Source organism: Lederbergia sp. NSJ-179 (assembly GCF_022867885.1).
Lineage (GTDB): Bacteria > Bacillota > Bacilli > Bacillales > Bacillaceae_C > Lederbergia.
Genome location: NZ_JALIFP010000024.1, coordinates 34778 through 60585, shown reverse-complemented (window position 1 = coordinate 60585; position 25808 = coordinate 34778). Strand labels below are relative to the sequence as shown.

Below are 25808 nucleotides of genomic sequence, written 5' to 3'. Positions count from 1 at the left end.
GTATGTTTGCCTGCAACCCGCATTTATCCATAACCAAAATAATTCAAGCCAAGCAAAAACTCGCTGATAACGATGAGGATTTACTGGCTTCTTAAAGCTGAAAACTTTTGACTGTCCAGTAATTATGTAATGTTGTCCCGGCGGTTGGTGCTGTCCAACTTAAAATATGGGACAGCAATCCAACAGAAAAAGACCATTCTCTTCTTGACGAGGATGGTCTTTTTCCATTTTCATCTGTTAGTTTTTGATTTTTGTTACATCAACAATGGTAAATAACAAAGCAGGACACTTCCAGAACATCTTATCACCCGATAAAAAAATTAATATTTTTTTCAGTGTAAATATATAGAGGCGAATAAGAAAGAGATTTTGCGAAAAAAGACGGTATTCATACTATATAACGCTTACATAGGAACTTGTGAAAATACAAGTTTATGGTATGATTTTGGCTGCTTGACTTTGATGAGAGTTCAAAGTCGAATATAAAAAGATAGAGGTGTTGAGTTGAAAACTTATTCATTAAAGGAACAGTGGTTCGGAAATATAAAGGGCGATATTTTATCAGGGATTGTTGTAGCCCTTGCCTTAATTCCGGAAGCAATCGCCTTTTCCATTATTGCAGGTGTTGATCCAATGGTAGGATTATATGCTTCCTTTACGATGGCGGTTGTGATTGCCTTTGTAGGAGGCAGGCCAGCGATGATTTCGGCGGCCACAGGTGCAATGGCCTTAGTGGCCGTTTCACTCGTAGCGAATCATGGTCTACAGTACTTACTAGCGGCAACGATCTTAACAGGTGTGCTGCAAATTGTATTTGGTATTTTTAAATTGGCTAGATTTATGAAATATATCCCACGCTCTGTCATGATTGGTTTTGTCAATGCGCTAGCGATTTTAATCTTTATGGCACAGTTGGACCATTTCGTCGGTGAAAAATGGCCGATGTATCTCATGGTCGCAGGTGCTTTGGCGATTATCTATTTATTTCCCAAACTTACGAAAGCTGTTCCTTCTCCATTGGTAGCGATTATCGTAATTACGATCATTGCGATTTTAACAAAAAGCGATGTAAGGACGGTAGGGGATATGGGCACATTAAAATCCGCTTTGCCTACTTTTCTCATACCAGATATTCCTTTTAATTTAGAAACGCTAAAAATTATTTTCCCTTATTCTCTTTCTCTTGCATTGGTTGGACTACTGGAGTCCTTACTAACGGCTTCGATCGTGGATGATATGACCGATACGGCTAGTGACAAACATATGGAGACACGAGGTCAGGGAATCGCCAATATTGTAACTGGATTTTTCGGTGGAATGGCTGGTTGTGCCATGATTGGACAATCGGTGATTAATGTAAAATCTGGTGGCAGAGGGAGATTGTCGACTTTTGTTGCAGGTGCCTTCCTTTTGTTCTTAATTCTTGTCCTCGGAAATGTTGTTGTGCGGATTCCCATGGCTGCGCTTGTTGGTGTTATGTTCATGGTTTCGATTGGAACATTTGACTGGGCTTCCCTCAAAACTTTGCGCAAGACACCGTTGACGGATTCAATTGTCATGGTCGTGACCGTCATCACAGTAGTGGTAACAGGAGATCTTTCAAAAGGCGTGATGGCCGGTGTCATTCTAAGTGCGGTTTTCTTTGTTGCAAAAATTTCAAAATTAAAGATAAAATCGATTAAGATTGATAATAAGCGGGTATACACCATTATTGGACAAGTCTTCTTTGCATCTGTTGATGAATTAGTGGACTCGATTGATATGAAAGCTGTTGAAAAAAATGTTGTGATTGATTTTAGTCAGGCCCATGTTTGGGATGATTCAGGGGTTGCGGCCATTGACAAAATTGTATTAAAATTGGAAGAAAGTGGAAAAAGTGTTCAGTTAGTCGGATTTAATCCATCTAGTTCAAAACTAGTGAAACGATTGGCTATTCACAGTAAAGTGGAAGCATAGCTGTCCATTATTTGAAGGAGGAAAAAGAGTGTACGAAAGAATTTTACTAGCGGCAGATGGATCGGAATACTCTCTTCGTGCAGCGGAAGAGACCGTGAAATTGGCTGCTCTAGCCAAAAATACCGAAATCGAAATTGTTTTTGTGATCGATTATTCCAAAGTAAAATCAGAAGTTCTTCAGAGCCAAAATCCTGAAACATTGGAATTTGAACGACGCCAAAAGCTACTTCCTGTGGAAGAGCTATTTACCAGGGAGGGCATTCAGCATAAAACAACGATGTTGCATGGAGATCCTGGTCCTGTTATTGTAGAATATGCGAATAAACAAGCCTGTGACATGGTCGTTGTAGGAAGTCGCGGGTTAAATAGCCTTCAAGAAATGGTACTTGGAAGTGTAAGTCACAAAATTGCAAAGCGGGTCAATTGCCCGGTATTGATAGTGAAATAATAAAAACTCCTTTAGTTGGTTAGTGACTAAAGGAGTTTTTTGGACTTTTTGAGCTTTTTGTATGTAAATGTTTACAGCTTATTACTTAGCTCGAATTGGGTGATTTTATCAAGCGATTGAATAATCCCCAGATGACTTCCTTCATGCCAGGTAGCAAATTGAATCAGGGAATCCACAGTGCCCATTATATGAGAACCAATCGAAAAGGATTCTGAAGCAGGCTGATTCGATTTACCAAAGAATTCCTCTCTTGTTTTTGCTTTTTGCTCCGTTAATGCATCTATGAGGACTTGATGGCTCGGTGCTTCTTCCGACCATTCAGATGGACGAGTTCCCGGGGCAAAAAAGGCGGACCAGTCTGGATTTTTCATTGTATAGCTATGATCTGCTTTGTTCAGTAAAATCTCGGTTACCACAAAAACATGACCTGCATTCCAGCGAATGGTGTTGGAGAAACCATCAGGTTGAATATCCCATTTATCTACAGCGATTCTCTCTAACGTTCTAATCGTACTGGACCGGGAAAAAGAAAATTGTCGCAATGTACCCAATTAAAAAACCTCCTCTATACCCTTTTATTAATCATAGTATACCTTTCACTATTTTTCCATAATTATAAAATTACAGAATGGTAACATTTTCAAAAAGGTCGAGCTTCCATCCTTGTTAGTCAAATACATTCAATTTAAAAAGTATGGTAAACTATTCACAGAATTAACATAACAAAAAAGGAGAGTTGTCAGATGCAAACAGCTGTCACTATCGATCATAATGGAATGCAATTACGGGGAATGGAGCATATTCCTGAAGGAGACAAATTACCTGCTGTTATTTTATTTCATGGATTTACAGGAAATAAATTAGAACCCCATCGTTTATTTCTAAAAATTTCCCGAGCTTTAGAAGAACAGGGATTTGCCAGTTTCCGCTTCGATTTTCTTGGTAGTGGGGAAAGTGACGGGGATTTTGAAGATATGACGATAAGTAAGGAAACAGATGAGGCTGAAACCATTTTCAATTATGTGAAAACGCATCCGAAGGTTAATGAAGATAGGATCATCATTTTGGGCTTAAGCATGGGCGGGTTAGTCGCAAGTTTGTTAGCTGGAAAATTACAAAATCAAGTGGAAAGATTGATTCTCATGGCTCCAGCCGGCACAATTGGCATATCCATAGAACGAATGAGGGAATTTACGCCCTATATTGAAAGCCATGACGCCTATGACCATGGAGGGAATTTAGTGGGTTCGGCGTTTGGTGACGATGTGAAAACCATCGATGTATGGAAACGTGCTTCTGCCTATAAAGGGAAAGTTCTTCTTATTCATGGTACTAAAGACCAGGCTGTTCCTTATGAAGTATCGAATCTATATATTGAAAAATGTTATGGAGACCAAGCAACATTACATACCATCCATGATGGAGATCATACATTTAACTCTTATTATTGGGAAAAAGAAGTGATTGAAACAATTATTGAGTTTGTTGAGGCGTAATCTCGATTTGCTAAAATATATTTAAAAGGAAGGTCCATATGTCGGTTTCGTATGTTGATTGGGGAGGGAGAGTAAAGTTAACTTGGCTTCCAAGTACCGAACTCCCTGAAAGAAAATTAATCACAAGTGTTCACGCATTTTGTTTTGATCGTGAACAACTTCTTATGGTAAATTTGAAAAATAGAGGTTGGGATTTTCCCGGTGGCCATATTGAAGTGGGAGAAACCCCAGAGGACTGTGTGAAACGTGAAGTGCTGGAAGAAGCGTATGCAAAGGGATTGTGTACGCTGCTTGGCATGATTGAGGTGAATCACTCAGAAAATGATCAATGGAATGAAAAAAGTCCGTATCCATTAGTCGGCTATCAAGTGTTTTATCGAATCGATCTCACTGAGCTACTTCCATTTGAAGGAAAGTATGAATCGACCCAAAGAATTTTGATTGATCCGAATGAAATAGCCAATTACTATACAGGGTGGAACGAGACACATCAGGCCATTTTGGAAAAGGCCTTAACATGCTGATCTAAGGACGTATAGATGGCATTCTCTGTAAAAGTAATAAAGCTAAAATTCCGGGTGGTTAGTTGCCCATAAGAAACAGCATCCTGTTCAGCCCGGAACCCAGCCTGAGTCGTAAACCGGTCACGATTAGGAGTCCATTGTGACCGGTGCTTTTTGTGTTTTGGTCATCTCTGGTCATAGAAAGGGAACAATGAAAATGAATCCTTTTTCCTTTTTAAATCGTATGTGAAGGTAATCGCTAGAGGCGTCAAGCTGGTCACAATATAAAAACATAAACAGATAAACCATGAGGAGTGAGATCTATGGAAGGTTATTTTGTAGGCTGGGGCACGCTTGCATTAATTAATGCAGGATTAGCCCAAGGTAAAAATAGGAGTGGGTTAAATTGGTTTCTCCTATCTCTTTTACTCGGACCGATAGCGACATTTTTGATTGTTGTGCTAGAGAAAAATCATGGCTAAAATCATTTCCCACCATATTGTCCCAAAAAGAGTCACTGAATGTTACTCTTGATTAGCAGAAAATCCGCTTTTTTATGGTAGAATAGAGAAGAAAAAGTTGGAAAAAATAGATGCATAACCAATCTATTTGGGCAGAGGGGCGAAAATCTTGTTAACAAAACTTTATTCCCTATATCCGTGGTATGAGTTATGGAATCCGCTATTATTACTTTTCTTACTATTTCTTTCCTGGCTTTATTATAAAAAAATTGTAACTTCTGTGGAGAAGATGGTAACGAACAGGCATCTATATTGTTTCCTCTCTTCAATCGTTCTTTTATATTTTGTAAAAGGTAGTCCATTAAGAATAATGGGAAATGATTTTTTATTTACGGCATATGTATTTGGGGTAGCGATTCTTTATTTTGCGATCATACCTTTATTTATCCTTAGTTTACCTGCATCATTCCTCCAAAAATATTTTTGGGGGTATCGACTTAGAAAAGTGGTGCAAATATTTTCGTACCCTTGGATCGCTGCCATTATTTTTAATGGAGTTTTAACGCTTTATTTTGTTCCGTATTTTTTTAATCAGATTCATGAGAGCGATTTATTATCTTTTCTCATTCAATTTATCTTGATGGTTGCAGCTTTTCTTATGTGGTGGACCATTATTGCTCCGCTAAAAAATGTGGGGAAATTTTCTTATTTTGTTCGTGTTGCGTATGTATTTCTGAATTCTCTATTATTAATGCCATTAGGTATTTTCTTAATTCTCAGCCTAACAAACGCGCATTATTCCGTTTACGATGCTGCGAATTATCGGTTTTTTAGTGGAATGAATGGTATCCTTGATCAACAACTTGCTGGCACTACTTTAAAATTTATCCAATTACTTGGATATGGAACAGCGCTCTTCTTTCTTATTGTGCGTTGGGGAAAGGAAGAGGAAAAGAGAGAAGACGAAAACATTCGAGTTGTACAAGGAATTGTCATTCAACTGCCAGAAAAAAAATCTTAGAGAGGAGGCAGCCGGAATGGAAGATAAAAAAGAAGTCCACCCCCCTGTCGAACCAACAAGTCAGTTACCCGACCGAACGACTGAACTACTTCAAGAGGTGAAAGCACTAAGAGAAACAGTAAAGAAGCTAGAAACAGATATTGAGGATATTAAGTATTTTACACCTGAGCCGCCAAGAAGAATATTGGATAAGGAAGTTATTGGAACCGTTGGGGGCTTATTTTAGGTGCATTGGTCATCATTGGTATTTTTTTCTAAAAAAAGGTCGACCATTGCAATAATAGTATTGCGCTGGTCGACTTGCATTTTTCTTTATCTTGAAGTTGGGAAAATACGCTCTACTGTGTCTGTGAATTGTTCAAAAAAACCACTTACTGGGTTTCCATTATTGATTTCATCACGATAATCACGCATTTGCCCAAAGAAATCAGGGTTTTCAGAAACAAATACATTATCGAGATTTTTATCCGTCTTACGCGCGCGATCGGCAATCTTATCCTTTACATCATTACTTAATTTATTGTTCTGATTGTCACTTAATCTTACTGCAACATACGCATTATTACCTGTTGTCAGCACATATGCGCGATCCACTTCTTTCAAATCCGTTACGTCATCTGCTATGTCATCGGCAACATCGATACGATTATCGTTATTGACTTGGCCATTGCCGCCGGCATTATTATTCCCAGTATTATTGCCAGCATTAGTTCGGTTATTCCCAGAATCATTACGAACATTGTCAGCTCCATAGCCATCACGATTGTTTACATTATTCCCATCCCAATGGGTTCCATTATTTCTATAGGTTAAATCATTTCTTGTGTTATTCCCATCGCGCGTGTTACGGGTATCGTAATTGACATCAAGCGGGTCATTATTATCAGCAACCCGGTCTTGATTGTTGTCATTCGTACCACAACCTACAAGCATCAGGGAAGCTAAGCCTGCAACTGCAAATGACTTGACAATTTTCACTTAAAAACCTCCTTTGTAAATGTGATTCTTTTTTAATGTTCCTTTTTCCTCAATTTTTATGCGTGAGATTTGTTATAATAGGACAGGTGGATTTTTCAAAACGATCTCAAAATACAGTGAAAGAGGGATAGGATGTCCTGGCTCAAAAGATTTTTTTTAAAAATAATGTCAGAGGAAATGGAAGAAGAACAGCAACCAAGACAAATTGAAAAACAGCAGCAATTTTCATCCACGATGGAGACACGGATGACTTACCAATATCCAAAAGGGACCTTTCGCTTCCCATTAATTCAGGACCGTCCAAAAACAGAAGATCCTCATACCACTCATAGAAAATCTGAACATAAATACCATTCGGTGAGGAAAGAAGTTGAGAGTTCAGAACAGAACAGTCGTCCTAGTGAAAAAGTAGAGGAATTGAAAAATAATAAAATTGAAAGTCAATTAAAGCAACCATTTCGCCCAACTAGTATACCTTCACCTATATTTGGTTACCAACGTCCAGAAAAAGCGAATACCGAATATGAGTTACAGGATTCTTTTTTGATGAAATCAAATCGTATTAAAAAGGATCGGGGAAGCTCGAAATCCGGGGAAGATAGGGAAGATTCCTTGTCAATTCAAGAAGAAAAAGACGAACAACCCACATCGGAAGGGGAACTTGTAAAGGATCAGGCAATAGAGAAGAAAAGCGAAGAAAAACAACAAATTGCTGAAGAACCAAAAATAGAAACGAATCGAATGGATGCTCATGAACCTAATGAAGATGAGGAGCGAAGGCCCAAACGGAAAGAAACCACTCGTTCTGCTCTGCCATTTAATGTTCTGATGTTAAAAAACGATCGGAAGAATTGGCAAGAGAGGCAACAAAAGAAAATGAAGTGGGAGCAAAAGGGATCGAAACAAGAAATGGAAAGAAAAGAAAAATCCCAACAGGAAGTAAGCGAGAAACGAACGAATGTAGAATCGGAAGAAATTTTTAGTGAAGATCCTCAAGCACAGAGGGACGAAAGCTTGCAAAAGTCTCAGTTGCTGGAGGAGGATCAACAAATGGAGTTACAAGCGCCTTTATCTTTAGCAGTCGAAGAACAGGGGCAACCCTATCAATACCCAAAGTTGTCGCTTTTACATCCACCTGTTAGAAAAGAGGAAAATGAAGACTGGCTCGAAGAACAGAAAGACTTGTTAAATGAGACGCTTACCAATTTTAATGTTCAGGCCCAAGTCGTTCAAGTAAGTCAAGGACCCTCTGTAACGAGGTTTGAGGTTCAGCCTGAACGCGGAGTAAAGGTGAATAAAATAACGAACTTGAGTGATGACATAAAATTAAGCATGGCCGCAAGGGATATTCGGATGGAGGCTCCAATTCCTGGAAAACGGACCATTGGTATCGAAATCCCAAATCAGGAAAGTAGACCTGTGCAACTGAGTGAAATTATTGGTGACCGATCTTTTTTGGAATCTCAATCACCGTTGACGGCTGCCCTTGGGCTGGATATCTCTGGGAAATCGATTGTAACGGATTTACAAAAAATGCCACATGGTTTAATTGCAGGTGCAACAGGTTCGGGAAAAAGTGTGTGTATTAATTCGATTTTGGTAAGCTTGCTTTATAAAGCAAGACCTGATGAATTAAAATTACTTTTAATTGATCCAAAAATGGTTGAACTAGCACCTTATAATCATATCCCTCATTTAGTGAGCCCGGTGATCACAGATGTCAAGGCGGCAACAGCTTCTCTCAAATGGGCTGTTGAAGAAATGGAGCGACGGTATGAGCTATTTGCTCATGCTTCTGTTCGTAATATTGGACGGTTTAATGAATTGGCGGAGGAAAGTCGTCGTTTTAATGAAAAATTACCTTATATTGTGATTATCATTGATGAATTAGCAGATCTTATGATGATGGCTCCGCATGATGTGGAAGAATCCATTTGCCGAATAGCACAGAAGGCAAGGGCGTGTGGCATCCATTTGATTATTGCCACTCAGCGTCCATCGGTAGATGTGATTACTGGATTAATAAAGGCGAATGTTCCTACTAGAATCGCCTTTTCTGTATCATCCCAAGTGGATTCTCGAACGATCATCGATATTGGTGGAGCAGAAAAATTACTCGGTCGAGGGGACATGTTATTTTTGGGTAGTGGGTCCTCTAAGCCTGTTCGTCTACAAGGGACTTTTGTATCAGATCAAGAGATCGATCGTATTATTGAACATGTCCGTTCACAAGGAGACCCCGACTATCTATTTGAGCAAGAAGAATTATTAAAAAAAGCACAAGTCCAAGATGAGGAAGATGATTTATATCTTGAATCTTGTGAGTTCATTGTGAAGCAAGGCAGTGCCTCTACTTCCATGCTGCAGAGACAATTTCGCATTGGTTATAATCGAGCGGCCAGATTGATCGATATGATGGAGCATCAAGGGGTTATTTCAGAGGCTAAAGGAAGCAAACCTCGAGATGTGTTGATCACTCAAACGGAATTGGACGCTTTAAAGGAAACGACTGTATAAGTGCAAATGCCCGAAAGGAGGAGGAACGGCACGACAATCGCCACGTCTACCCCCTGTAGACCTGAGGTTGGTTCCCACCGCCGTCATCCTCTTCTTTTTCTATGTGGTTATGTTCCCTGAATAATGTTATAATGTTGGAATGGAAATGAAAATCAAAGAAGTTCTTACATACTACCCGCTCGATGGTTAGATAATAGAGTCAAACAAAGTGTGAAGAAAAAATGATTTTTGCACGGATTGTGTCGTGCGCGAAGGGACAAAATGCTTTTAGCCATTTTATCGCTTATAACATATGATGAAAATAGACATACGTTAGTTGGAGGTTCTAAAATGACGATATACCATTTTGTAGGTATTAAAGGTTCGGGAATGAGCGCACTGGCGCAAATACTTCATGATAAGGGATATCAAGTTCAGGGATCTGATGTAGAAAAGTATTTCTTCACTCAGGCTTCTTTGGAAAAATCAAATATTCGCATATTACCCTTTAATCGTGAGAATATTAAGGCTGGAATGAGAGTGATCGCTGGGAATGCTTTCCCGGATACGCATGAAGAAATTGAGGAAGCTGAAAGATTAGGAATCCCTGTTATTCGTTATCATGCGTTTTTAGGAGAACTATTGGATAGATTTACAAGTATCGCTGTGACAGGTTCACATGGGAAAACCTCAACAACGGGATTAATGGCTCATGTGATTGGAGGGGCAAAGCCAACATCCTATTTGATTGGGGACGGAACTGGATGTGGGGTGAAGGACGCAGAGTATTTTGTGTTTGAGGCGTGTGAATATCGACGGCATTTTCTCGCCTATCATCCCGACTATGCCATTATGACCAATATTGATTTTGATCATCCTGATTATTTTTCGAGTATAGAGGATGTTTTTTCGGCGTTTCAAGAAATGGCTATGCAAGTGAATAAAGCGATTATCGCCTATGGTGACGATGATTATTTGCAAAAAATTCAAGCAAAGGCACCTGTTTTATATTATGGTTTCAGGGAAGAGAATGATTTCCAAGCCCGTAACCTGCAAAAATCGCCAAACGGTACAGTATTTGATGTTTATGTACGAAACCATTTTTATGCCAATTTTGAAATTCCTTTGTATGGGGAGCATAATGTATTAAATGCCTTATCTGTGATCGCATTATGTCATTATGAGGGTGTGGATGTCGAGATTCTGAAAGATTGCTTCAAAACCTTTAAAGGTGTGAAAAGGCGGTTTACAGAGACAATGGTAGGTGGGCAAATTTTAGTGGATGATTATGCTCATCATCCGGCGGAAATAAGAGCAACCATCCGAGCGGCACACCAAAAGTATCCTGAGAAGTCCATTGTTGCTGTTTTCCAACCACATACTTTTACAAGAACCCAGACTTTCTTACAAGAGTTTGGAGAAAGCTTAAGTGAAGCAGATAAAGTTTATTTATGTGATATCTTTGGTTCCGCTCGTGAAAATCATGGGAAACTAACGATCGAGGATTTACAAACACAAATAGAGGATGCAGAAATACTTCATGAAGATGACACATCTCCTTTGCAATTACACGATGATGCCGTTATTCTTTTTATGGGAGCGGGAGATATCCAGAAATTTCAATTGGAATATGAACATTTTTTATTAAAGCAATTGAAAAAAGCTCAATAATTTTGTTTAACGTAATGAAAAACCTGGACATCGTTCCAGGTTTTTTCAATTCTTCGCATTTGAATGAATAGAAGTAGAATAAAAGACATAAATTAATACAAAATATGACCTTTCTCTTAATTTTAACTTATTTGCAGGAAATATACCTATTTATGGCGAAGTTTAGACGAAGAAGAAGTTTATATCTTACAAAGGTAGGGTATAGTGAACTGAACATGGGAGGTGTTGGACACGTGATTATTATTTTGTATGTAAGTGTAGCTGTTATTGCAATTGCTTTTGTTTTCCTTGTGGTCAGAATGATGAAAACCTTAAACACAATGACTGAAACGATGTCAAGTGTATCTCAAACATTAGACAGTCTCCAAAAACAGCTTGAGGGTGTAACAGGAGAAACAACTATGTTGTTACATAAGACAAACGCCCTTGCTGAGGATATTCAGCGTAAGGTAGAAAGATTAGATACCGTTGTGAATGCTGTTCAAGAAGTTGGGGGAACTGTGCAGGAATTAAATCATTCCCTTAAAAAGGTAACTTTATCGATTTCCACATCAATGAACAAAAACCAAGAAAAAATTGCCCAAATGGTACAGTGGGGAGCAGCAATTAAAGAAATAAAGGATAAATGGTTTGGTGAAAGAAATAAACACGCATTTTCAAGGAAACAACGCTCAAGTACGCAGAAAGCGATAGCCGCACCAGAGTGGGAAAAAGGGCAATAAAATCAGGGAGGAAGAATAAAATGGGAAATCAACAAAATGATCAAAACAAAACAGGTAGTTTTATGATTGGCATTGTAGTAGGCAGTATTGTAGGAGCAGCAACAGCACTTCTAATGGCACCAAAATCCGGACGTGAACTAAGAAGTGATATTAGTTCCCAGGTTGAAACCCTTAAGGATAAATCTGGTGAATGGAAAGAAACGGTGATGGAGAAAGGATCTGAAATTACATCGACGGCAAAGGAAAAAACGGACCAACTTCGTCAAGCCGCTGTTGAAAAAGGGAACAATGTTGCAGAAACGGTAAAAGACACAACTGAAAAGCTTCGTGGAACGATTAAAAATACAACGGAACAAATGGCCAATTCTGTGAAGGAAAAGACAGATGGATGGAAAGAAACAGTAAACGAAAATGTGGATCAAAAAGCGGAACAAGTAGAAGAACGCACGGATCAAGCCGACAACGCGCTGAAAGATACAAATGATGAAATCGCAGAAAGCGGAAGAAATGGCTGAAAAGGTAAATTCAACGATGAATCAGTAAGAGAAAAGCAGACAGCATCTATATTTAGCTGTCTGTTTTTTTAAAAGGTAAGAAAGAAAATTGGCTAATGTTTGGATCTAGCTCCAGCGCCCAGCGACTAGCAAACTTTCGGTGCCTGCTTGCGTAAGTCAACATCGATTCACCCTTCGGGTTCATCGTGTTTCCTTTATCTCGTCAGGCCCCTAAAAAGTTTGTACGTCGCTAAACGGGCGCTTGCGCTTTTCTTATCTATCTCGTAAGGAGAAGGGTGTTGGGTCTGCGAAAACGTATGTATAAATTTGAGATTTAATGTAAATATAAAATAGATATGAATTTTTTCTGTCATATATCACTTTTCCATACTCAATTTATCGATTTTCTGCTATTATAAGAAATGTACCTAACATGCGGCGGACGAGAAGAAAGTTTAACGGCTTATTATGGTTTTTGAATCAGTCTAACCATTGTTGTGAAATAATTCACTTAAGTGGCAAAATTTCACAAGAATAGACGATTTTATTTGCTTGATGACGAATCACTAGCGTATGATAAGAAAAATAGGATATTTTGTTTAAAAATGGTTTGTTTTTGTGTTTTTTGTTGAAAATGAATAAGAGGAGTGTGAGACCAATGAATATAACAATATACGATGTCGCAAGGGAAGCCAATGTCTCCATGGCAACTGTTTCGAGAGTTGTGAATGGCAATCCAAACGTGAAACCTGCGACCCGGAAAAAAGTAATGGAAGTTATCCAAAGACTTGAATATCGTCCAAATGCGGTTGCAAGAGGTCTTGCAAGCAAAAAAACGACGACAGTGGGAGTGATTATTCCAGATATCTCAAGTATTTTCTATGCGGAATTAGCTAGAGGTATCGAAGATATTGCCACAATGTATAAGTACAATATCCTCCTAAGTAATTCTGATCAAAATTTGGATAAAGAAATGCATCTTCTAAATACTATGTTAGGGAAACAGGTGGATGGAATTGTCTTTATGGGCGGGCATATTACGAAAACTCATATTGATGAATTTAAACGTTCGCCAGTTCCGATTGTTTTGGCAGGCTCAGTTGATCAATCAGGAGAGGTTCCTTCAGTTAATATTGATTACCGTCAAGCAACCTACGATGCAGTTTCTTCTTTAATCGAGAGCGGGCATAAAAACATCGGTTTTGTAATAGGTCCATTAAATAATCCAATTAATCGCGATCAAAAATTAGTTGGTTACAAGGATGCATTGGAAGCTGCAGGGATTGAATTACAGGAGAACAATGTGATTGAAGGCGATGACACATATGAATCAGGACTTGAGGTTTGGAAAAAATTCAATACGATGGAAGCACGTCCATCAGCGATTATAGCCGGAACAGACGATATGGCGATTGGTATTATGAATGGAGCACAGGATGACGGTGTATCCATCCCTGATGAATTAGAAATTATTTCTTCAGATAATACAAAGCTGGCTATTATGGTACGCCCACAACTTTCTTCCATCGCCCAACCTCTTTATGATATTGGAGCAGTATCGATGCGCTTATTGACGAAATACATGAATAAAGAGGAAGTAGATGAAGGATCCGTCTTGCTGCCACATCGGATTGAATTTCGTGAGACAACGAAATAAAGTTTAAATAGTGGACAGGCCCAAATCAAAATGATTTGGGCCTTTTAAATTCTTTATTTCGATTCACTTGCTCCTGCTGTTGTCTAACAAAAAATAAAGCGCGGTCAACGGTTTGCTGATTTTTTTCTTCAATGTCTTTTTTTCTAGGAATTGGTTGATACATATCCAGTGGATCTTCCCATTGGTCGATTAAGGATACAGGGGCTTTCTCTTGCCAACGTTCTATCCATTCTTTAGGGAGAGGACCAGAAACATCTGCTTTCCCAATCATTTCCAGCCAAATAAGGGACCAAGCTCTTGGTACTACACGCCATATATCATAACCTCCACCCCCAACCGCAACCCATTTTCCGTCACAATATTGATTAGCAATTTTATGGGCTAATCGCGGAATTTCTCGATAGGTTTTCATCGTTGTCGAAAGATGGGTTAAAGGGTCATAAAAATGCGCATCAGCACCATTTTGCGTTAATAAAATATCAGGCTTAAAATATTCAGCTATCTCTGTAACAGCCCTCGTATAGGCGTTTAAAAATGAATCATCCTCAGTAAAGGCATCGAGCGGTATATTAAAAGAATAACCATAGCCACGATCATGTCCCCATTCGTTTACATTACCTGTTCCAGGAAAAAGATAGCGTCCCGTTTCGTGTAGGGACAATGTGCAGACAGCATCATCGTCATAAAAAGAGGATTGCACTCCATCCCCATGATGAGCATCTGTGTCCACATATAAAACCCTGGCATTATATTTTTCACGCAAATATTTAATCGCAACCGCGCTATCGTTATAGATACAAAAGCCAGATGCTTTACCGCGAAAACCGTGGTGAAGACCACCACCAAGATGAAGAGCATGTTGCGCTTTCTCTTGCATAACTTGATCAACGGCTGTTAATGTCCCTCCAACGAGCTGAGCACTAGCTTCATGCATACCCGGAAAAGCAGGGGTATCTTCTGTCCCAATTCCAAAGCTTTCTGCTTGATGCTCAGGAAGCTGGCCAATGCTTGCCATTTTTACTGCTTCTATATAGGTGTGCTCATGATTTAAAAGCAGTTCTTCATCCGTAGCTGTGCGAGGGACAAGAATGTCTTCGGATGCAATCGCCTTCATTTTTTTTAATAAATCTAAAGTCAGTACTAATCTATGCTGGTTAAATGGATGCTGTTTGGAAAAACGATAGGTAAGTAATTTGTCGGAATATATAAAAACGGAATCTCTTTTCATTTTATCCATCCAAACCGGGCATATTTGGCCAAAGCACCTCAAGCCCTTCCTTTTTTAATGTCTGGAGAAGTCGAAGAGGGTTCATGGTGGCTACCCTAAAGACTAGCACCTTATGATTCATACTTTTTGAATCAGGATAAACCAAGACACTTAATACATTGATATTGTTATTTTTTAAAACGGAGGTAACCTCATGCAGGATACCAGCACGATTTATCACCCTGATTTCAATCTGTGAACCTGGCTGATCTGCTCCCGTTAACTTAACAAGAGTATGTAGTAAATCTGTACCTGTTATAATTCCGACAAGTTTTCTATTTTGAACAATGGGAAGACAACCAATTCGATGGATGTAGAAAAGAGAAGCCACCTCTTCAACAAAATCAAGAGAATGACCTGTTATTAGATTCGTAACCATAATCGTTGACAAAGGCTGCTCTAATAATTCCTGTGCTTTTTCACCTTCTAGTAAAACAGGTGTTGCAGCCTTAATATCTCTCTCAGTGACAAGTCCAACAATTTCATGCTCTTTATTCACTAAAGGCAAATGCCGAATATTCGATTCACGCATGAGCTTTATAGCTGTTCTTAGAGAATTCTCAGGAGTAAGTGTAATAACATCTGTTGTCATGATTTGTTCTACAATCAATCTATTCAACTCCTTTTTTAGTAGCTGTGTTAATACATAAAACGGTTGATGAGTCGAATATTATCAAACTTTTGGATCGATTCGGGTGGGACTCTTTTGCCAACTCTGACCATCAAGCAATTCGCAGGGTGAGAAGTAATTTCTGGGTCATCCGTTGCATACCAAACAAGACCACCGGAATTCATCATTTTTTCCATAATTTTTCGGTATTCCCAAACATTTAATCCCGTTCCTTTTAAATCCCAATGCCAATAATATTCTGTCGTAATAATGATATAATCCTCCATTGCGTCATCCATCATTGAAACTTCTAACAAAGCCTTTCCCACACCTGCCCCGCGAAATTCGGGGGCAACCTCAATGGCACCAAGTTCGATTAAATTCTCTAAATTGCCTTGTGACCATCGTTCAAGTGGATCTGGATATAAAAAGGTGACATAGCCAACAACTTGATTTTCCTCCCGGGCGATCACAATCCTGCCTTCGGGAAGGTCGGCAATCTCTACTAATGCCTCCTGTTGCTGTTTTGCAGGTCTAAAGGCAACCAAATCTTTATGGAAATCCAACTGGGTAAGCTTTTCCCCGGGGATAGGACCTTCAATCAGCAATGTACCGTTTTTACTACGTAGTTCTCTAGCGTTGTATGTTTTTTTATGCTCCACCCAAATACCCTCCTTTCACTCCTATATTGATTATATCTAAAGTTATAGATTTTAAAAAATATTAAAACATGTTAGGAATAAATTGAGAATGGGTTTTTTTTATATTATAATAGTATACATCATTTCTAGTAAGCGTATACAGGAATTATTCTATTATTAGAAATAGGTTGCATGGATGAATGCACAAGCGGAGAAATTGTTTGTGTAAATCGAACAAAAGGAGTTGTCAAGAAATGAACTTGGAAGCGTTGCCGGTTGTTCAAGGGAATTATAATTTACAAAACTATGAAGAAGCTCGTGCCAAATTTGATTGGGCAGAGACTGAAAAGCAGTTCTCCTGGTATGAAACAGGGCGAGTCAATATGGCTTATGAAGCGATTGATCGTCATGCGGAATCCTTTCGAAAAAATAAGATCGCACTATATTTCCGTGCGGGTAACAGGGAAGAAAAATATACATTTCGCGATATGAAGATATTGACGAATCAGGCAGGAAATGCTTTAAAAACGTATGGAAATGTGGAAAAAGGGGATCGTGTCTTTATTTTTATGCCTCGTTCTCCAGAATTATATTTTGCAATATTAGGAGCTATCAAGCTTGGGGCAATTGTCGGGCCTTTATTCGAAGCTTTTATGGAAGGGGCTGTAAAGGACCGATTGGAGGATAGTAAAGCCAAAGTCCTTGTAACCACACCAGAATTATTGGATCGCGTTCCGGTTGAGGAGTTACCCGATTTGAAAACGATTTTCTTAGTTGGAGAAGGTGTGGAGGAAACGGATCAACTAGTCGATTTTAATAAGCGAGTAGCTGAAGCTGATCGCGATCTCGAGATTGAGTGGGTAGATCGTGAAGACGGTTTGATCCTTCACTATACTTCTGGCTCAACAGGGCGCCCTAAAGGAGTACTGCATGTTCATAATGCGATGATCCAACATTATCAAACCGCTCGTTGGATTTTAGATTTACAAGAAGAGGATGTATATTGGTGCACGGCTGATCCAGGCTGGGTAACAGGAACATCTTACGGAATTTTCGGCCCATGGTTAACAGGCACATCCAATGTGATTGTGGGGGGGAGATTTAAACCAGAAAACTGGTATGAAACGTTGCAGGATTTCGGTGTAACCGTTTGGTATAGTGCCCCAACTGCTTTTAGAATGTTGATGGGTGCTGGAGATGAATTAGTCAAACAGTTTGATCTTTCAGAATTACGTCATATTCTAAGCGTTGGGGAACCGTTAAATCCCGAGGTTATTCGTTGGGGTTCAAAAGTATTTAATAAACGCATCCATGATACATGGTGGATGACAGAAACCGGCGCTTTGCTCATTGCCAATTATCCGTGCATGGAAATTAAACCTGGTTCGATGGGAAAACCAATTCCAGGAGTAGAAGCAGCGATTGTAGATGATCAAGGGAATGTATTGCCTCCCAATCGGATGGGCAATCTCGCAATTAAAAAAGGTTGGCCTTCGATGATGCGTGAGATCTGGAATAATAAAGCCAAATATGATTCCTATTTTCTACCTGGTGATTGGTATGTATCAGGAGATTCTGCTTATATAGATGAAGATGGCTATTTCTTCTTCCAAGGACGAGTGGATGATGTGATTATGACTTCAGGTGAGCGGGTAGGACCATTTGAAGTGGAAAGTAAAATTCTAGAGCATCCCGCAGTGGCAGAGGCTGGGGTAATTGGAAAACCAGATCCTGTCCGTGGCGAAATTATTAAGGCGTTTGTGGCTCTGCTTGAAGGGATCGAGCCAACCGATGAATTGAAGGAGGATATTCGTCAATTTGTGAAAAAGGGGCTTGCAGCCCATGCGGCTCCACGGGAAATCGAATTCCGTGACAAACTTCCAAAAACACGAAGCGGTAAAATCATGCGCCGCGTGCTTAAAGCCTGGGAACTCGACTTGCCAACTGGTGACTTATCGACAATGGAGGATTAATTAGTAAAGTGGTTACTCTATTTGAATAGAGTAGCCTCTTTTTGTTATCTGTGGCCGTGCCCATAAAGTTGGAAGCCCAATGTGGTTATGGCGAGCCCGTTGGCTGCGCCCTCAAAGTAGGAAACTGCTCAAACCGGTCACAGCGACTCGGTGGCTATGCCCTCAAAGTTGGAAAAAGCCTAAATCGGTGACATCGGGTTCGTTGGCTGCGCCTTTAAAGTTAGAAACTGCTCAAACCGGTCACAGCGACTCGGTTGGCTGTGCCCTCAAAGTAGGAAAATGCCAAAACTGGTCACAGCGACTCGGTTGGCTGTGCCCTCAAAGTAGGAAAATGCCAAAACTGGTCACAGCGACTCGGTTGGCTGTGCCCCTAAAGTAGGAAAATGCCCAAACCGGTAACAGCGAAGCCATTGGCCGTGCCCTCAAAGTAGGAAAATGCCAAAACCGGTCACAGCGACTCGGTTGGCCGTGCCCCAAAAGTAGGAAACTGCTCAAACCGGTCACAGCGAGCCCGTTGGCTTTGCCCCCAAAGTAGGAAACTGCTCAAACCGGTCACAGCGAGCCCGTTGGCTGTGCCCCCAAAGTAGGAAAATGCCAAAACCGGTAACAGCGACTCGGTTGGCTGTGCCTTCAAAGTAGGAAAATGCCAAAACCGGTCACAGCGATTCCGTTGGCCGTGCCCTCAAATTTGGAAAGCGCTCAATCCGGTCACATCGGGTCCGTTGGCTGTGCCCCCAAAGTAGGAAACTGCTCAAACCGGTCACAGCGAGCCCGTTGGCTGTGCCCCCAAAGTAGGAAACTGCTCAAACCGGTCACAGCGAGCCCGTTGGCCGTGCCCCCAAAGTAGGAAACTGCCAAAACCGGTAACAGCGACTCGGTTGGCTGTGCCCCTAAAGTAGGAAAATGCCAAAACCGGTAACAGCGACTCGGTTGGCCGTGCCCTCAAATTTGGAAAGCGCTCAATCCAGTCACATCGGGTCTGTTGGCTGTGCCAGCGAAGGCGAAAAGTGTCTAATTCAAATCAGTCGTAGCGATCTAATGGCTGTCCCTCAAAGCACGCTAGTTATTTATTCTGTCGTGTCTTATGCCACATTATCAATGTACACTATTTATTTTGTTAAAAGATAATGGGAATGGCCACCTTTTTCAATATAAGTTAAATACTTCCCCAAAACCCTGCGTATCACCTTTTTCGAGAGGATTAGACCACCCCATTCTTGAATTCCCATTGTTGTGATTTTTCTATCTGGAAATAGAAGATGAAATTCTTTCACACTACGCATGACCGCTGCATCAATATCTTCTTCATAACCGCATTTTTCACATCTTATCTTTTTCAAAGTAAAAGGGATGAGGACGCTTGTACAAAATGGACAAAAGGTCCCTTTTTTTAATCCATCGTATTTATAATTGGGCAAACGTTCATAAACGGATTGTTCGACATGATTCACCACAAATTGTTTCGCCAAGTTTATCTGCTTTTGCGTGACAGGTGTGGTGGAGATATTTAATTGTTTAAGAAATCGATTAAGTTGGGTTGGGAAATCATCGGTTGGTTCTGAGGAGCTTGGTATAAGGTGAATTCTGGGTTGATGAAGATGATGTAGGGTTCTACAGATATTTCATGTCCCCATTGTTGAAGTGCTTGGCGGAGTAAAAGTGTACATCTATTAAGTTGATGTAACGGGTTCCTAACTTCTTTTCCTGTTGACAACGCATACCATTTGTCTTGTTGGATATAATAATCGCCTTCAAAATTTTTGACTTCAAAAAGAAATATCCTTCTTGGCCGAATAAGAATACTATCAATTTGAAATTCCGTATGGTTTGTTTGTAAAAGTAAACTGTACAAAAACATCTGATCCTTTAATTCTGTTTGCTGGAGAAGACTATGAAATGCTTGCTCTCCTTTAAATCCTTTATCGAGAGTTTCATAGCGCTGCTTTTCCTGTGGAGATAGATCCATTCGTGGAAGCAAGGATTGGAGAATAGACAGTTCCTTAGAGGGCAGAGGCTTTTTGTGAAGGTTTATTGACATTGAATTCTTCCTTTCTTTTATTAAGTCACTCATTTCATATTAGAGAAACTTCTTTATTATTGCAAGGACAAAATTAAATGCGGCTGTCCGAAAAGGGGAATTCTATTGAAATTTGAATTTTAAAAAGCGTTGAAATATCCGTATTCTTGAACGTAAAAAGGGGCATCCAATATTGGACGGCCCCGTCTTCATTCTATCTATTGGTTTTTCGTTTCTTCATTTGGTTTATCTTGCTCAACTTTTTCCTGTTCCTGCTTAATTTCTTCTTCTTTCTCCTTTTCTTCTCCTTGCCGCTTTGTCTTCTCTTGTTTATTAGCTTCTTCTTTCTTTTTTTCCTCTTCTTGTTTCTTTTGTTCTTTCGCTTTCTTTTGTTCTTCGGCTTTTTTCTTCTCGTCATTGTCAGTAGAAGTTGTGGTGGAGGCTACCTTTTCCTCTTCCTTCCCTGCAAGATTAGACGGTTTTGATTCTCTTCCGGCCACGTCGACCGCGACAACATAGAACTTCCCTTTTCCAACTTTATGAGCGAGAGTCCCATCGGAAAAAACAGAAGCAACTTTTTTCCCGCCTTCACTGTATACACGGTAGCCGATGACATCATGACTTGCTGATCTCCCCCATGTAATTGTGTTTCCATCCATCTTGGCGGAGACGGCAGCTGGGGCTTTTCCATCATCTTCTAGCTTAGCATCTGCCACAAGGAGTCCCTTCCATTGAGATGTTTGGGGAGTGAGTTGCGAAAAGTCGCTTACAAGACCATACGTAATTCGTTTTAGGAAACTAGGATTAATCACTAATCCTTGTCTCGTAAATTCCTTCGGTGTTGAGGGTAAGGCGGCGTATTTTTTCCCATTGACTAAAATATAGCGTCCACCTGCCCCTAAGCTATCATCTGTTTTACTTGGCACATATTTTGCATTGTAGATATCTGTCCGAACAAGTCCTGCTTTTTGACAGGCTTCTGATGGAAGCATACCGGAAACAGCACAATATGAGCGGCTTACAATCCCGCCTGGTGCTTTAAAGCGTTCCTTAGGCGCAATTAGCTTAGGGTCTACATCATAGGCAGCATTCATTAACTTGGCCCAGATCCGATAATTTCGTCTAGACTCATCTTCACTCGTTGCAGTTCGCAATGATTTATTGGAAGTATATCCGATCCAAGTTCCAAATGTAATATTTGGATTCGTGCCAATTAACCATGAATCTTTAAATTCATTGGTTGTCCCCGTTTTTCCGGCCCAGTCGGTGGAAAATTTAAGCATGCCGGGGACAGAAGCGGCAGTTGCACCTGGTCGATTGAAGACTCCGCGCATCATATCGATCATTAAATAAGCCGTTTGGGGGCTAAATACTTTCATAGGCTCATCTTTATGTTCATAAACAACTTTGCCATCATGATCGGTAATTTTCTCAATCATATACGCATCTTTAAATTCTCCCCCATTGGCAAAGGTTGTATAGGCATTAGTATTTTCTTCTACCGTCACCCCATGCGTTACCCCGCCGAGTGCCGAAGAGAGATAAGTCGCTTCGTCTTCACTTACAGTCGTGATCCCCATCTTTTTTAAATATTGCCCTGGATTGTTATCGCGAATACGCCAAAATGTACTGACGGCCGAAGCATTATGGGACTTAGCTAAAGCTTCTCGGGCAGATACAAGACCGTAATATCTATAGGAATAGTTGTTTGGTGTCCATGTCCCACCCGCACCGTTCGGAAAATGATACGGTAAATCCGCAATTACGTCACCTGGCGCACTTTTCCCCAATTCTATTGCAGGTCCATAGACAAGCAATGGTTTCATGCTCGAACCGTTTTGCCTAGGTACTTCTGTGGCATAATTCAAATTATCCAATTTATAATCTCTTCCACCGACAAAACTTAAGATTTTGCCTGTTTTGTTTTCAATTAAAATCGCCCCAATTTGAACGGGATCATCCACTTCCTCCCATTCGCCGGTATCTGGATTTTTCCTTTCTCTTTTTAACGTAGGTCCATAGTTATCATACTCATCTTTCGTTTTCTCAAAGGCGTCATATAATTTCTTGTTAATCGTTGTATGAATCTGATAGCCGTTTTGCCGAATATCGCGGTTGGCAAGTGTTGAATATTTTTCATATAATTTTTTATCTTTTTCTAAATCCTTCTTTTTATGCCCGTCTTTTTCGGCCAATACCTCTGTCAACACTTTTATCGCACGATCTTCCACCTCATAGGCTAGTGCAGGGTACTTGTCATAAGAGCGTGGTTCTTTCGGTATGAAATCAGCCGTGATGTCATAGGCAATCGCTTCTTTGTATTCTTTTTCTGAAATGAGTTCTGCTTTTCTCATTCTATTTAAAACAGTTTTCATCCGGGTAAGGCCTGGTTCTAGTAATTCTGGTTCCTTCACCTTTCCTTCCCTGGTGAAAGGAGTATACCGAAATGGACTTTGTGGTAATCCAGCAATAAAAGCGGCTTGCGGCAAGGTTAAATCCTTCGCATCCTTGCCGAATATCCCTTTTGCGGCTGTTTGTACACCCCCAATATTTTGCCCCGATGAATTGCGTCCAAATGTCGTGACATTTAAATAAGCTTCTAAGATTTCATCCTTACTCATGAAACGCTCAAGCCGAAGAGCAAGCAATACCTCTTTTGCCTTCCGATCAAAGGAAACTTCATTTGTTAAAATTTGGTTTTTAATCAATTGCTGTGTGAGCGTACTTCCGCCTGATTGAATAGAAGAGTTGGTGAACTCCTGGAAAACAGCACGGAAGAGGGCTTTTGGAACGACACCTTTGTGCTCGTAAAAATTCTCATCCTCTGTCGCCACAATTGCCTTTTTGACACAATCGGAAACGTCATTAATTCCGATTTCCTCCCGGTCGATATCAGCACGTAATTTACCGAGAAAAATATTATCAGCGAAGAAAACCGATGATGTTTCCTCATAGTGGTGAACGTTTTTAATCATATCTTCTTTTGCTAATACTTTTTGGTCTTTCACAAGTGAAGCAAAATAGCCCAATCCCACTCCGCCAGCGAAGGCTCCACCTATTATAAATACGATGATAAATAGTAATAAGAGATTCCAAGTTACACCGTAGGTGATTCTCGCTCCCTTTGCGATCGATTTATATCGGATTCTGGAAGCCAATGTTTTCATTCTCTCCCAAATTTTATGCATTTGGTCCTTCATTCGTTTTCATCCCTCCCAAAAATCATTCCTATTATAGCATAATTGCTAGATTGGGAAGTCATCATGGAGAATTTTTTATAGAAATTTGACAATTCCTTTGAATTAAGGTTAAAATACTTTAAATGAATTGAACAATTTTGCGTTGATGGGAATCAAGTAGTCATCTGTCCCTGTTAGGCAGAGAATCGATGGTTGGTGCAAATCGATACACACAGTTTGACGAATTACCTCCTTGAGCATTTGTCGTGAACGAGGTAGTAGCGGCAAACGGTAGTCAATACCGATATCATGGAAAAGTGGGGGATTTTTTTATCGATCCCCAAGTTGGGTGGTAACACGGTTATTCATCGTCCCTTCGTTTTTACGAAGGGGCGTTTTTATTTTGCTGAAAGTGAGGATATAGGCATGAGTGAATTAATGGATGATTTAAGATGGAGAGGGCTTGTTTATCAAGAAACAGATGCAGACGGATTAGCGGACATAATAGAGAAGGAAAAAATTTCTTTATACTGTGGAGTTGATCCAACCGCAGATAGCATGCATATTGGACATTTATTACCCTTTTTAACTTTAAGACGTTTTCAAAACCATGGCCATCGCCCCATTGTTTTGGTGGGTGGAGCCACAGGTCTCATTGGTGACCCCAGCGGAAAAAAGGAAGAAAGAAAACTGCAAACACTGGAACAAGTAGAGAAAAATGTGCAAGGTCTTAAAAAGCAATTGGAGCAAATATTTGATTTCAGTGGAGAAAATGGTGCACTCCTAACGAATAATTTTGAGTGGGTGGGCTCCATGGACCTCATTACCTTCCTGCGGGATTATGGGAAACATATTGGGGTCAATTATATGCTTGCGAAGGACATTGTCTCCTCTCGCTTAGAATCGGGAATTTCTTTTACAGAGTTTACTTACACCATTCTGCAGGCAATCGACTTTTACCAATTATATGAAAATTGGAATTGTAAACTGCAAATTGGTGGAAGTGACCAGTGGGGGAATATTACAACTGGATTAGAAATGATTAGAAAAATAGCGGGAGAAGGGGCAAAAGCCTACGGTATGACCATTCCGTTGGTGACAAAAGCGGATGGAACGAAATTTGGTAAAACGGAGAGTGGGGCCATATGGCTTGATCCTGTAAAAACGACCCCTTATGAATTTTACCAATTCTGGATGAATACAGCAGATGCAGATGTCGTGAAATATTTAAAATTATTTACGTTTTTAGATCGAACGGCTATTGAAGAATTGGAGCAGTCGGTTCAATCAGAACCTCACTTACGAAAAGCGCAACGGACATTGGCAGAAGAAATGACCCGGTTGATTCATGGGGAAAAGGCGTTGCAGCAAGCGATTCGCATTACGGAAGCTTTGTTCAGCGGCAATATTGCTGCTTTAAATGCAGATGAGATTGAACAGGGATTAAAGGATGTCCCTACGCATGTGCATAAAGAAGGGGAGGAAACAGGCCTTGTTGAAATACTTGTGAAGGCGAAAATCTCTCCATCCAAACGCCAAGCAAGAGAAGATATTCAAAATGGTGCGATTTCAATTAATGGGGAGCGGATTACAGATCTCCATTATGTGTTAGAGGATAAAGATAAATTAGGCGGAAAATTTACCGTCATTCGTCGTGGGAAGAAAAAATATCATTTGATTCAATATCAATAAAAAAATAGTGTAGGGGCTGCCACTTGGATATTTATTCTACGAGCATCCAGAAAAATAGGCATATACAGCTAGATCACCTGTCCCCAAAATTCGATCACATAGGAAAGCTCTATGTGATCGTTTTTGTGATATTTTAGATGGATTTTGAACACACACTACGAGTCTTTCTCTGTTACTATATTCAAAAATTCGTTTAATTTTATCCTAGCTGCAGGACTTAAGGTTTTAACCGTATTGATTAGTTGAACTAGATCGGGTGGGGTATTATCAAGTTCTGAGGAGAAAAAGGTTGCTAGATCGGAATCTAACGCAATAAGAATTCTTTCAAGCATCTCAATATCTGGAATAGCTCGGTTATTTTCAAAACGACTAATATACGACTGGGAAATATTTACTTTATCCGCTAGGTCTTGTGCTGTTAAACGTTTGGCCTTTCTTAACGTCCTTAATTTATCCCCAATTTTTCTCTGTTTCATTTGAAACTCCTTTATCTCACTTTTTCTTCATTTTACCGTGGATTACAGCA

At 40.0% G+C, this 25808-nt stretch carries 23 protein-coding genes and 1 other annotated feature; of the genes, 14 read left to right on the top strand and 9 right to left on the bottom strand.

Features of this window, described 5'->3' with window-relative positions; genetic code table 11:
• The first annotated feature begins 504 nt into the window (after nt 1-504).
• Both MUB24_RS16005 and MUB24_RS16000 read left to right on the top strand, forming a co-directional pair.
• Nucleotides 505-1956 carry a SulP family inorganic anion transporter gene (locus MUB24_RS16005; protein WP_244705821.1) on the top strand — a complete coding sequence of 484 codons (1452 nt, stop codon included), beginning with the start codon at nt 505-507 and terminating at the stop codon, nt 1954-1956.
• Between the two features lie 28 nt (nt 1957-1984).
• Nucleotides 1985-2404 carry a universal stress protein gene (locus MUB24_RS16000; RefSeq protein WP_244705819.1) on the top strand — a complete coding sequence of 140 codons (420 nt, stop codon included), beginning with the start codon at nt 1985-1987 and terminating at the stop codon, nt 2402-2404.
• 71 nt (nt 2405-2475) lie between these two features.
• On the opposite strand, the gene MUB24_RS15995 is transcribed toward MUB24_RS16000, so the two are convergent.
• The gene (locus MUB24_RS15995) at nt 2476-2955 is read right to left on the bottom strand and encodes a DinB family protein (protein ID WP_244705817.1); all 480 of its coding nucleotides are present in this window, start codon (nt 2953-2955) and stop codon (nt 2476-2478) included.
• A gap of 192 nt (nt 2956-3147) precedes the next feature.
• Between MUB24_RS15995 and MUB24_RS15990 the strand changes: the two genes are divergently transcribed.
• The 5 genes from MUB24_RS15990 to MUB24_RS15970 all read left to right on the top strand — a co-directional run bounded on the left by MUB24_RS15990 (nt 3148) and on the right by MUB24_RS15970 (nt 6111).
• Nucleotides 3148-3900 (top strand): alpha/beta hydrolase, encoded by a 753-nt coding sequence (locus MUB24_RS15990; RefSeq protein ID WP_244705815.1) that lies wholly within the window; start codon nt 3148-3150, stop codon nt 3898-3900.
• A gap of 38 nt (nt 3901-3938) precedes the next feature.
• On the top strand, nt 3939-4424 hold the full coding sequence (locus MUB24_RS15985; protein WP_244705813.1) for an NUDIX hydrolase: 486 nt from the start codon (nt 3939-3941) through the stop codon (nt 4422-4424).
• Nucleotides 4425-4726: 302 nt separating this feature from the next.
• Nucleotides 4727-4885 carry a hypothetical protein gene (locus tag MUB24_RS15980; RefSeq protein ID WP_244705811.1) on the top strand — a complete coding sequence of 53 codons (159 nt, stop codon included), beginning with the start codon at nt 4727-4729 and terminating at the stop codon, nt 4883-4885.
• A 148-nt stretch (nt 4886-5033) separates the two neighbouring features.
• The gene (locus MUB24_RS15975; protein WP_244705809.1) at nt 5034-5885 is read left to right on the top strand and encodes a cytochrome c oxidase assembly protein; all 852 of its coding nucleotides are present in this window, start codon (nt 5034-5036) and stop codon (nt 5883-5885) included.
• 16 nt (nt 5886-5901) lie between these two features.
• A complete protein-coding gene (locus MUB24_RS15970) occupies nt 5902-6111 on the top strand; it encodes a hypothetical protein (protein ID WP_244705807.1) in 210 nt (69 codons plus the stop codon).
• 86 nt (nt 6112-6197) lie between these two features.
• Here MUB24_RS15970 and MUB24_RS15965 read toward each other — a convergent pair whose 3' ends face one another.
• Nucleotides 6198-6863, bottom strand: a complete 666-nt coding sequence (locus tag MUB24_RS15965) for a YhcN/YlaJ family sporulation lipoprotein (protein ID WP_244705805.1) — start codon at nt 6861-6863, stop codon at nt 6198-6200.
• Between the two features lie 132 nt (nt 6864-6995).
• On the opposite strand from MUB24_RS15965, the gene MUB24_RS15960 reads away from it, so the two are divergent.
• The 5 genes from MUB24_RS15960 (at nt 6996) to ccpA (ending at nt 13903) form a co-directional block, all read left to right on the top strand.
• Nucleotides 6996-9380 (top strand): DNA translocase FtsK, encoded by a 2385-nt coding sequence (locus tag MUB24_RS15960; RefSeq protein WP_244705802.1) that lies wholly within the window; start codon nt 6996-6998, stop codon nt 9378-9380.
• A gap of 330 nt (nt 9381-9710) precedes the next feature.
• Entirely contained in the window at nt 9711-11030 is a 1320-nt protein-coding gene (gene murC, locus MUB24_RS15955) for a UDP-N-acetylmuramate--L-alanine ligase (RefSeq protein ID WP_244705801.1), read from the top strand.
• Nucleotides 11031-11182: 152 nt separating this feature from the next.
• Nucleotides 11183-11752, top strand: a complete 570-nt coding sequence (locus MUB24_RS15950) for a DUF948 domain-containing protein (RefSeq protein ID WP_244705799.1) — start codon at nt 11183-11185, stop codon at nt 11750-11752.
• A gap of 20 nt (nt 11753-11772) precedes the next feature.
• A complete protein-coding gene (locus MUB24_RS15945; protein ID WP_244705797.1) occupies nt 11773-12267 on the top strand; it encodes a YtxH domain-containing protein in 495 nt (164 codons plus the stop codon).
• A 637-nt stretch (nt 12268-12904) separates the two neighbouring features.
• Entirely contained in the window at nt 12905-13903 is a 999-nt protein-coding gene (gene ccpA / locus MUB24_RS15940) for a catabolite control protein A (protein ID WP_244705795.1), read from the top strand.
• A 25-nt stretch (nt 13904-13928) separates the two neighbouring features.
• Here the strand turns inward: ccpA and MUB24_RS15935 are convergent, their stop codons facing one another.
• From MUB24_RS15935 to MUB24_RS15925, 3 genes are read right to left on the bottom strand one after another with little or no spacing between them, the layout of a single operon-like run.
• Nucleotides 13929-15131, bottom strand: coding sequence for an acetoin utilization protein AcuC (locus MUB24_RS15935; RefSeq protein ID WP_244705793.1), 1203 nt, complete (start codon nt 15129-15131; stop codon nt 13929-13931).
• 1 nt (nt 15132) lies between these two features.
• Nucleotides 15133-15780, bottom strand: a complete 648-nt coding sequence (locus MUB24_RS15930) for an acetoin utilization AcuB family protein (protein ID WP_244705791.1) — start codon at nt 15778-15780, stop codon at nt 15133-15135.
• Between the two features lie 29 nt (nt 15781-15809).
• A complete protein-coding gene (locus MUB24_RS15925; RefSeq protein ID WP_244705789.1) occupies nt 15810-16442 on the bottom strand; it encodes a GNAT family N-acetyltransferase in 633 nt (210 codons plus the stop codon).
• Between the two features lie 233 nt (nt 16443-16675).
• On the opposite strand from MUB24_RS15925, the gene acsA reads away from it, so the two are divergent.
• Nucleotides 16676-18394, top strand: a complete 1719-nt coding sequence (acsA, locus tag MUB24_RS15920; protein ID WP_244705787.1) for an acetate--CoA ligase — start codon at nt 16676-16678, stop codon at nt 18392-18394.
• Nucleotides 18395-19503: 1109 nt separating this feature from the next.
• Here acsA and MUB24_RS15915 read toward each other — a convergent pair.
• The 3 genes from MUB24_RS15915 to MUB24_RS15905 form a co-directional block, all read right to left on the bottom strand.
• Nucleotides 19504-19863: a hypothetical protein gene (locus MUB24_RS15915; protein WP_244705785.1), complete on the bottom strand. Its 360-nt coding sequence runs from the start codon at nt 19861-19863 to the stop codon at nt 19504-19506.
• Nucleotides 19864-19901: 38 nt separating this feature from the next.
• On the bottom strand, nt 19902-20432 hold the full coding sequence (locus MUB24_RS15910) for a nuclease-related domain-containing protein (protein ID WP_244705783.1): 531 nt from the start codon (nt 20430-20432) through the stop codon (nt 19902-19904).
• 197 nt (nt 20433-20629) lie between these two features.
• Entirely contained in the window at nt 20630-23611 is a 2982-nt protein-coding gene (locus tag MUB24_RS15905; RefSeq protein ID WP_244705781.1) for a transglycosylase domain-containing protein, read from the bottom strand.
• 133 nt (nt 23612-23744) lie between these two features.
• Nucleotides 23745-23969 (top strand) — a binding site (T-box leader).
• Between the two features lie 47 nt (nt 23970-24016).
• Here MUB24_RS15905 and tyrS point away from each other — a divergent pair.
• Nucleotides 24017-25282 (top strand): tyrosine--tRNA ligase, encoded by a 1266-nt coding sequence (gene tyrS, locus MUB24_RS15900; protein ID WP_244705779.1) that lies wholly within the window; start codon nt 24017-24019, stop codon nt 25280-25282.
• A 155-nt stretch (nt 25283-25437) separates the two neighbouring features.
• Here the strand turns inward: tyrS and MUB24_RS15895 are convergent, their stop codons facing one another.
• The gene (locus MUB24_RS15895) at nt 25438-25758 is read right to left on the bottom strand and encodes a helix-turn-helix domain-containing protein (RefSeq protein WP_244705777.1); all 321 of its coding nucleotides are present in this window, start codon (nt 25756-25758) and stop codon (nt 25438-25440) included.
• Nucleotides 25759-25808 lie beyond the last annotated feature (50 nt).

What these genes read in the sequence shown, in the direction of transcription:
- MUB24_RS15935 (WP_244705793.1), bottom strand. Translation starts at nt 15,131, where the DNA reads ATGAAAAGAGATTCCGTTTTTATATATTCCGACAAATTACTTACCTAT.
- MUB24_RS15985 (WP_244705813.1), top strand. Translation starts at nt 3,939, where the DNA reads ATGTCGGTTTCGTATGTTGATTGGGGAGGGAGAGTAAAGTTAACTTGG.
- MUB24_RS15910 (WP_244705783.1), bottom strand. Translation starts at nt 20,432, where the DNA reads ATGTCAATAAACCTTCACAAAAAGCCTCTGCCCTCTAAGGAACTGTCT.
- murC (WP_244705801.1), top strand. Translation starts at nt 9,711, where the DNA reads ATGACGATATACCATTTTGTAGGTATTAAAGGTTCGGGAATGAGCGCA.
- MUB24_RS15945 (WP_244705797.1), top strand. Translation starts at nt 11,773, where the DNA reads ATGGGAAATCAACAAAATGATCAAAACAAAACAGGTAGTTTTATGATT.
- MUB24_RS15905 (WP_244705781.1), bottom strand. Translation starts at nt 23,611, where the DNA reads ATGAAGGACCAAATGCATAAAATTTGGGAGAGAATGAAAACATTGGCT.
- MUB24_RS15895 (WP_244705777.1), bottom strand. Translation starts at nt 25,758, where the DNA reads ATGAAACAGAGAAAAATTGGGGATAAATTAAGGACGTTAAGAAAGGCC.
- MUB24_RS15990 (WP_244705815.1), top strand. Translation starts at nt 3,148, where the DNA reads ATGCAAACAGCTGTCACTATCGATCATAATGGAATGCAATTACGGGGA.
- ccpA (WP_244705795.1), top strand. Translation starts at nt 12,905, where the DNA reads ATGAATATAACAATATACGATGTCGCAAGGGAAGCCAATGTCTCCATG.
- tyrS (WP_244705779.1), top strand. Translation starts at nt 24,017, where the DNA reads ATGAGTGAATTAATGGATGATTTAAGATGGAGAGGGCTTGTTTATCAA.
- acsA (WP_244705787.1), top strand. Translation starts at nt 16,676, where the DNA reads ATGAACTTGGAAGCGTTGCCGGTTGTTCAAGGGAATTATAATTTACAA.
- MUB24_RS15960 (WP_244705802.1), top strand. Translation starts at nt 6,996, where the DNA reads ATGTCCTGGCTCAAAAGATTTTTTTTAAAAATAATGTCAGAGGAAATG.
- MUB24_RS15950 (WP_244705799.1), top strand. Translation starts at nt 11,183, where the DNA reads ATGGCGAAGTTTAGACGAAGAAGAAGTTTATATCTTACAAAGGTAGGG.
- MUB24_RS15980 (WP_244705811.1), top strand. Translation starts at nt 4,727, where the DNA reads ATGGAAGGTTATTTTGTAGGCTGGGGCACGCTTGCATTAATTAATGCA.
- MUB24_RS15970 (WP_244705807.1), top strand. Translation starts at nt 5,902, where the DNA reads ATGGAAGATAAAAAAGAAGTCCACCCCCCTGTCGAACCAACAAGTCAG.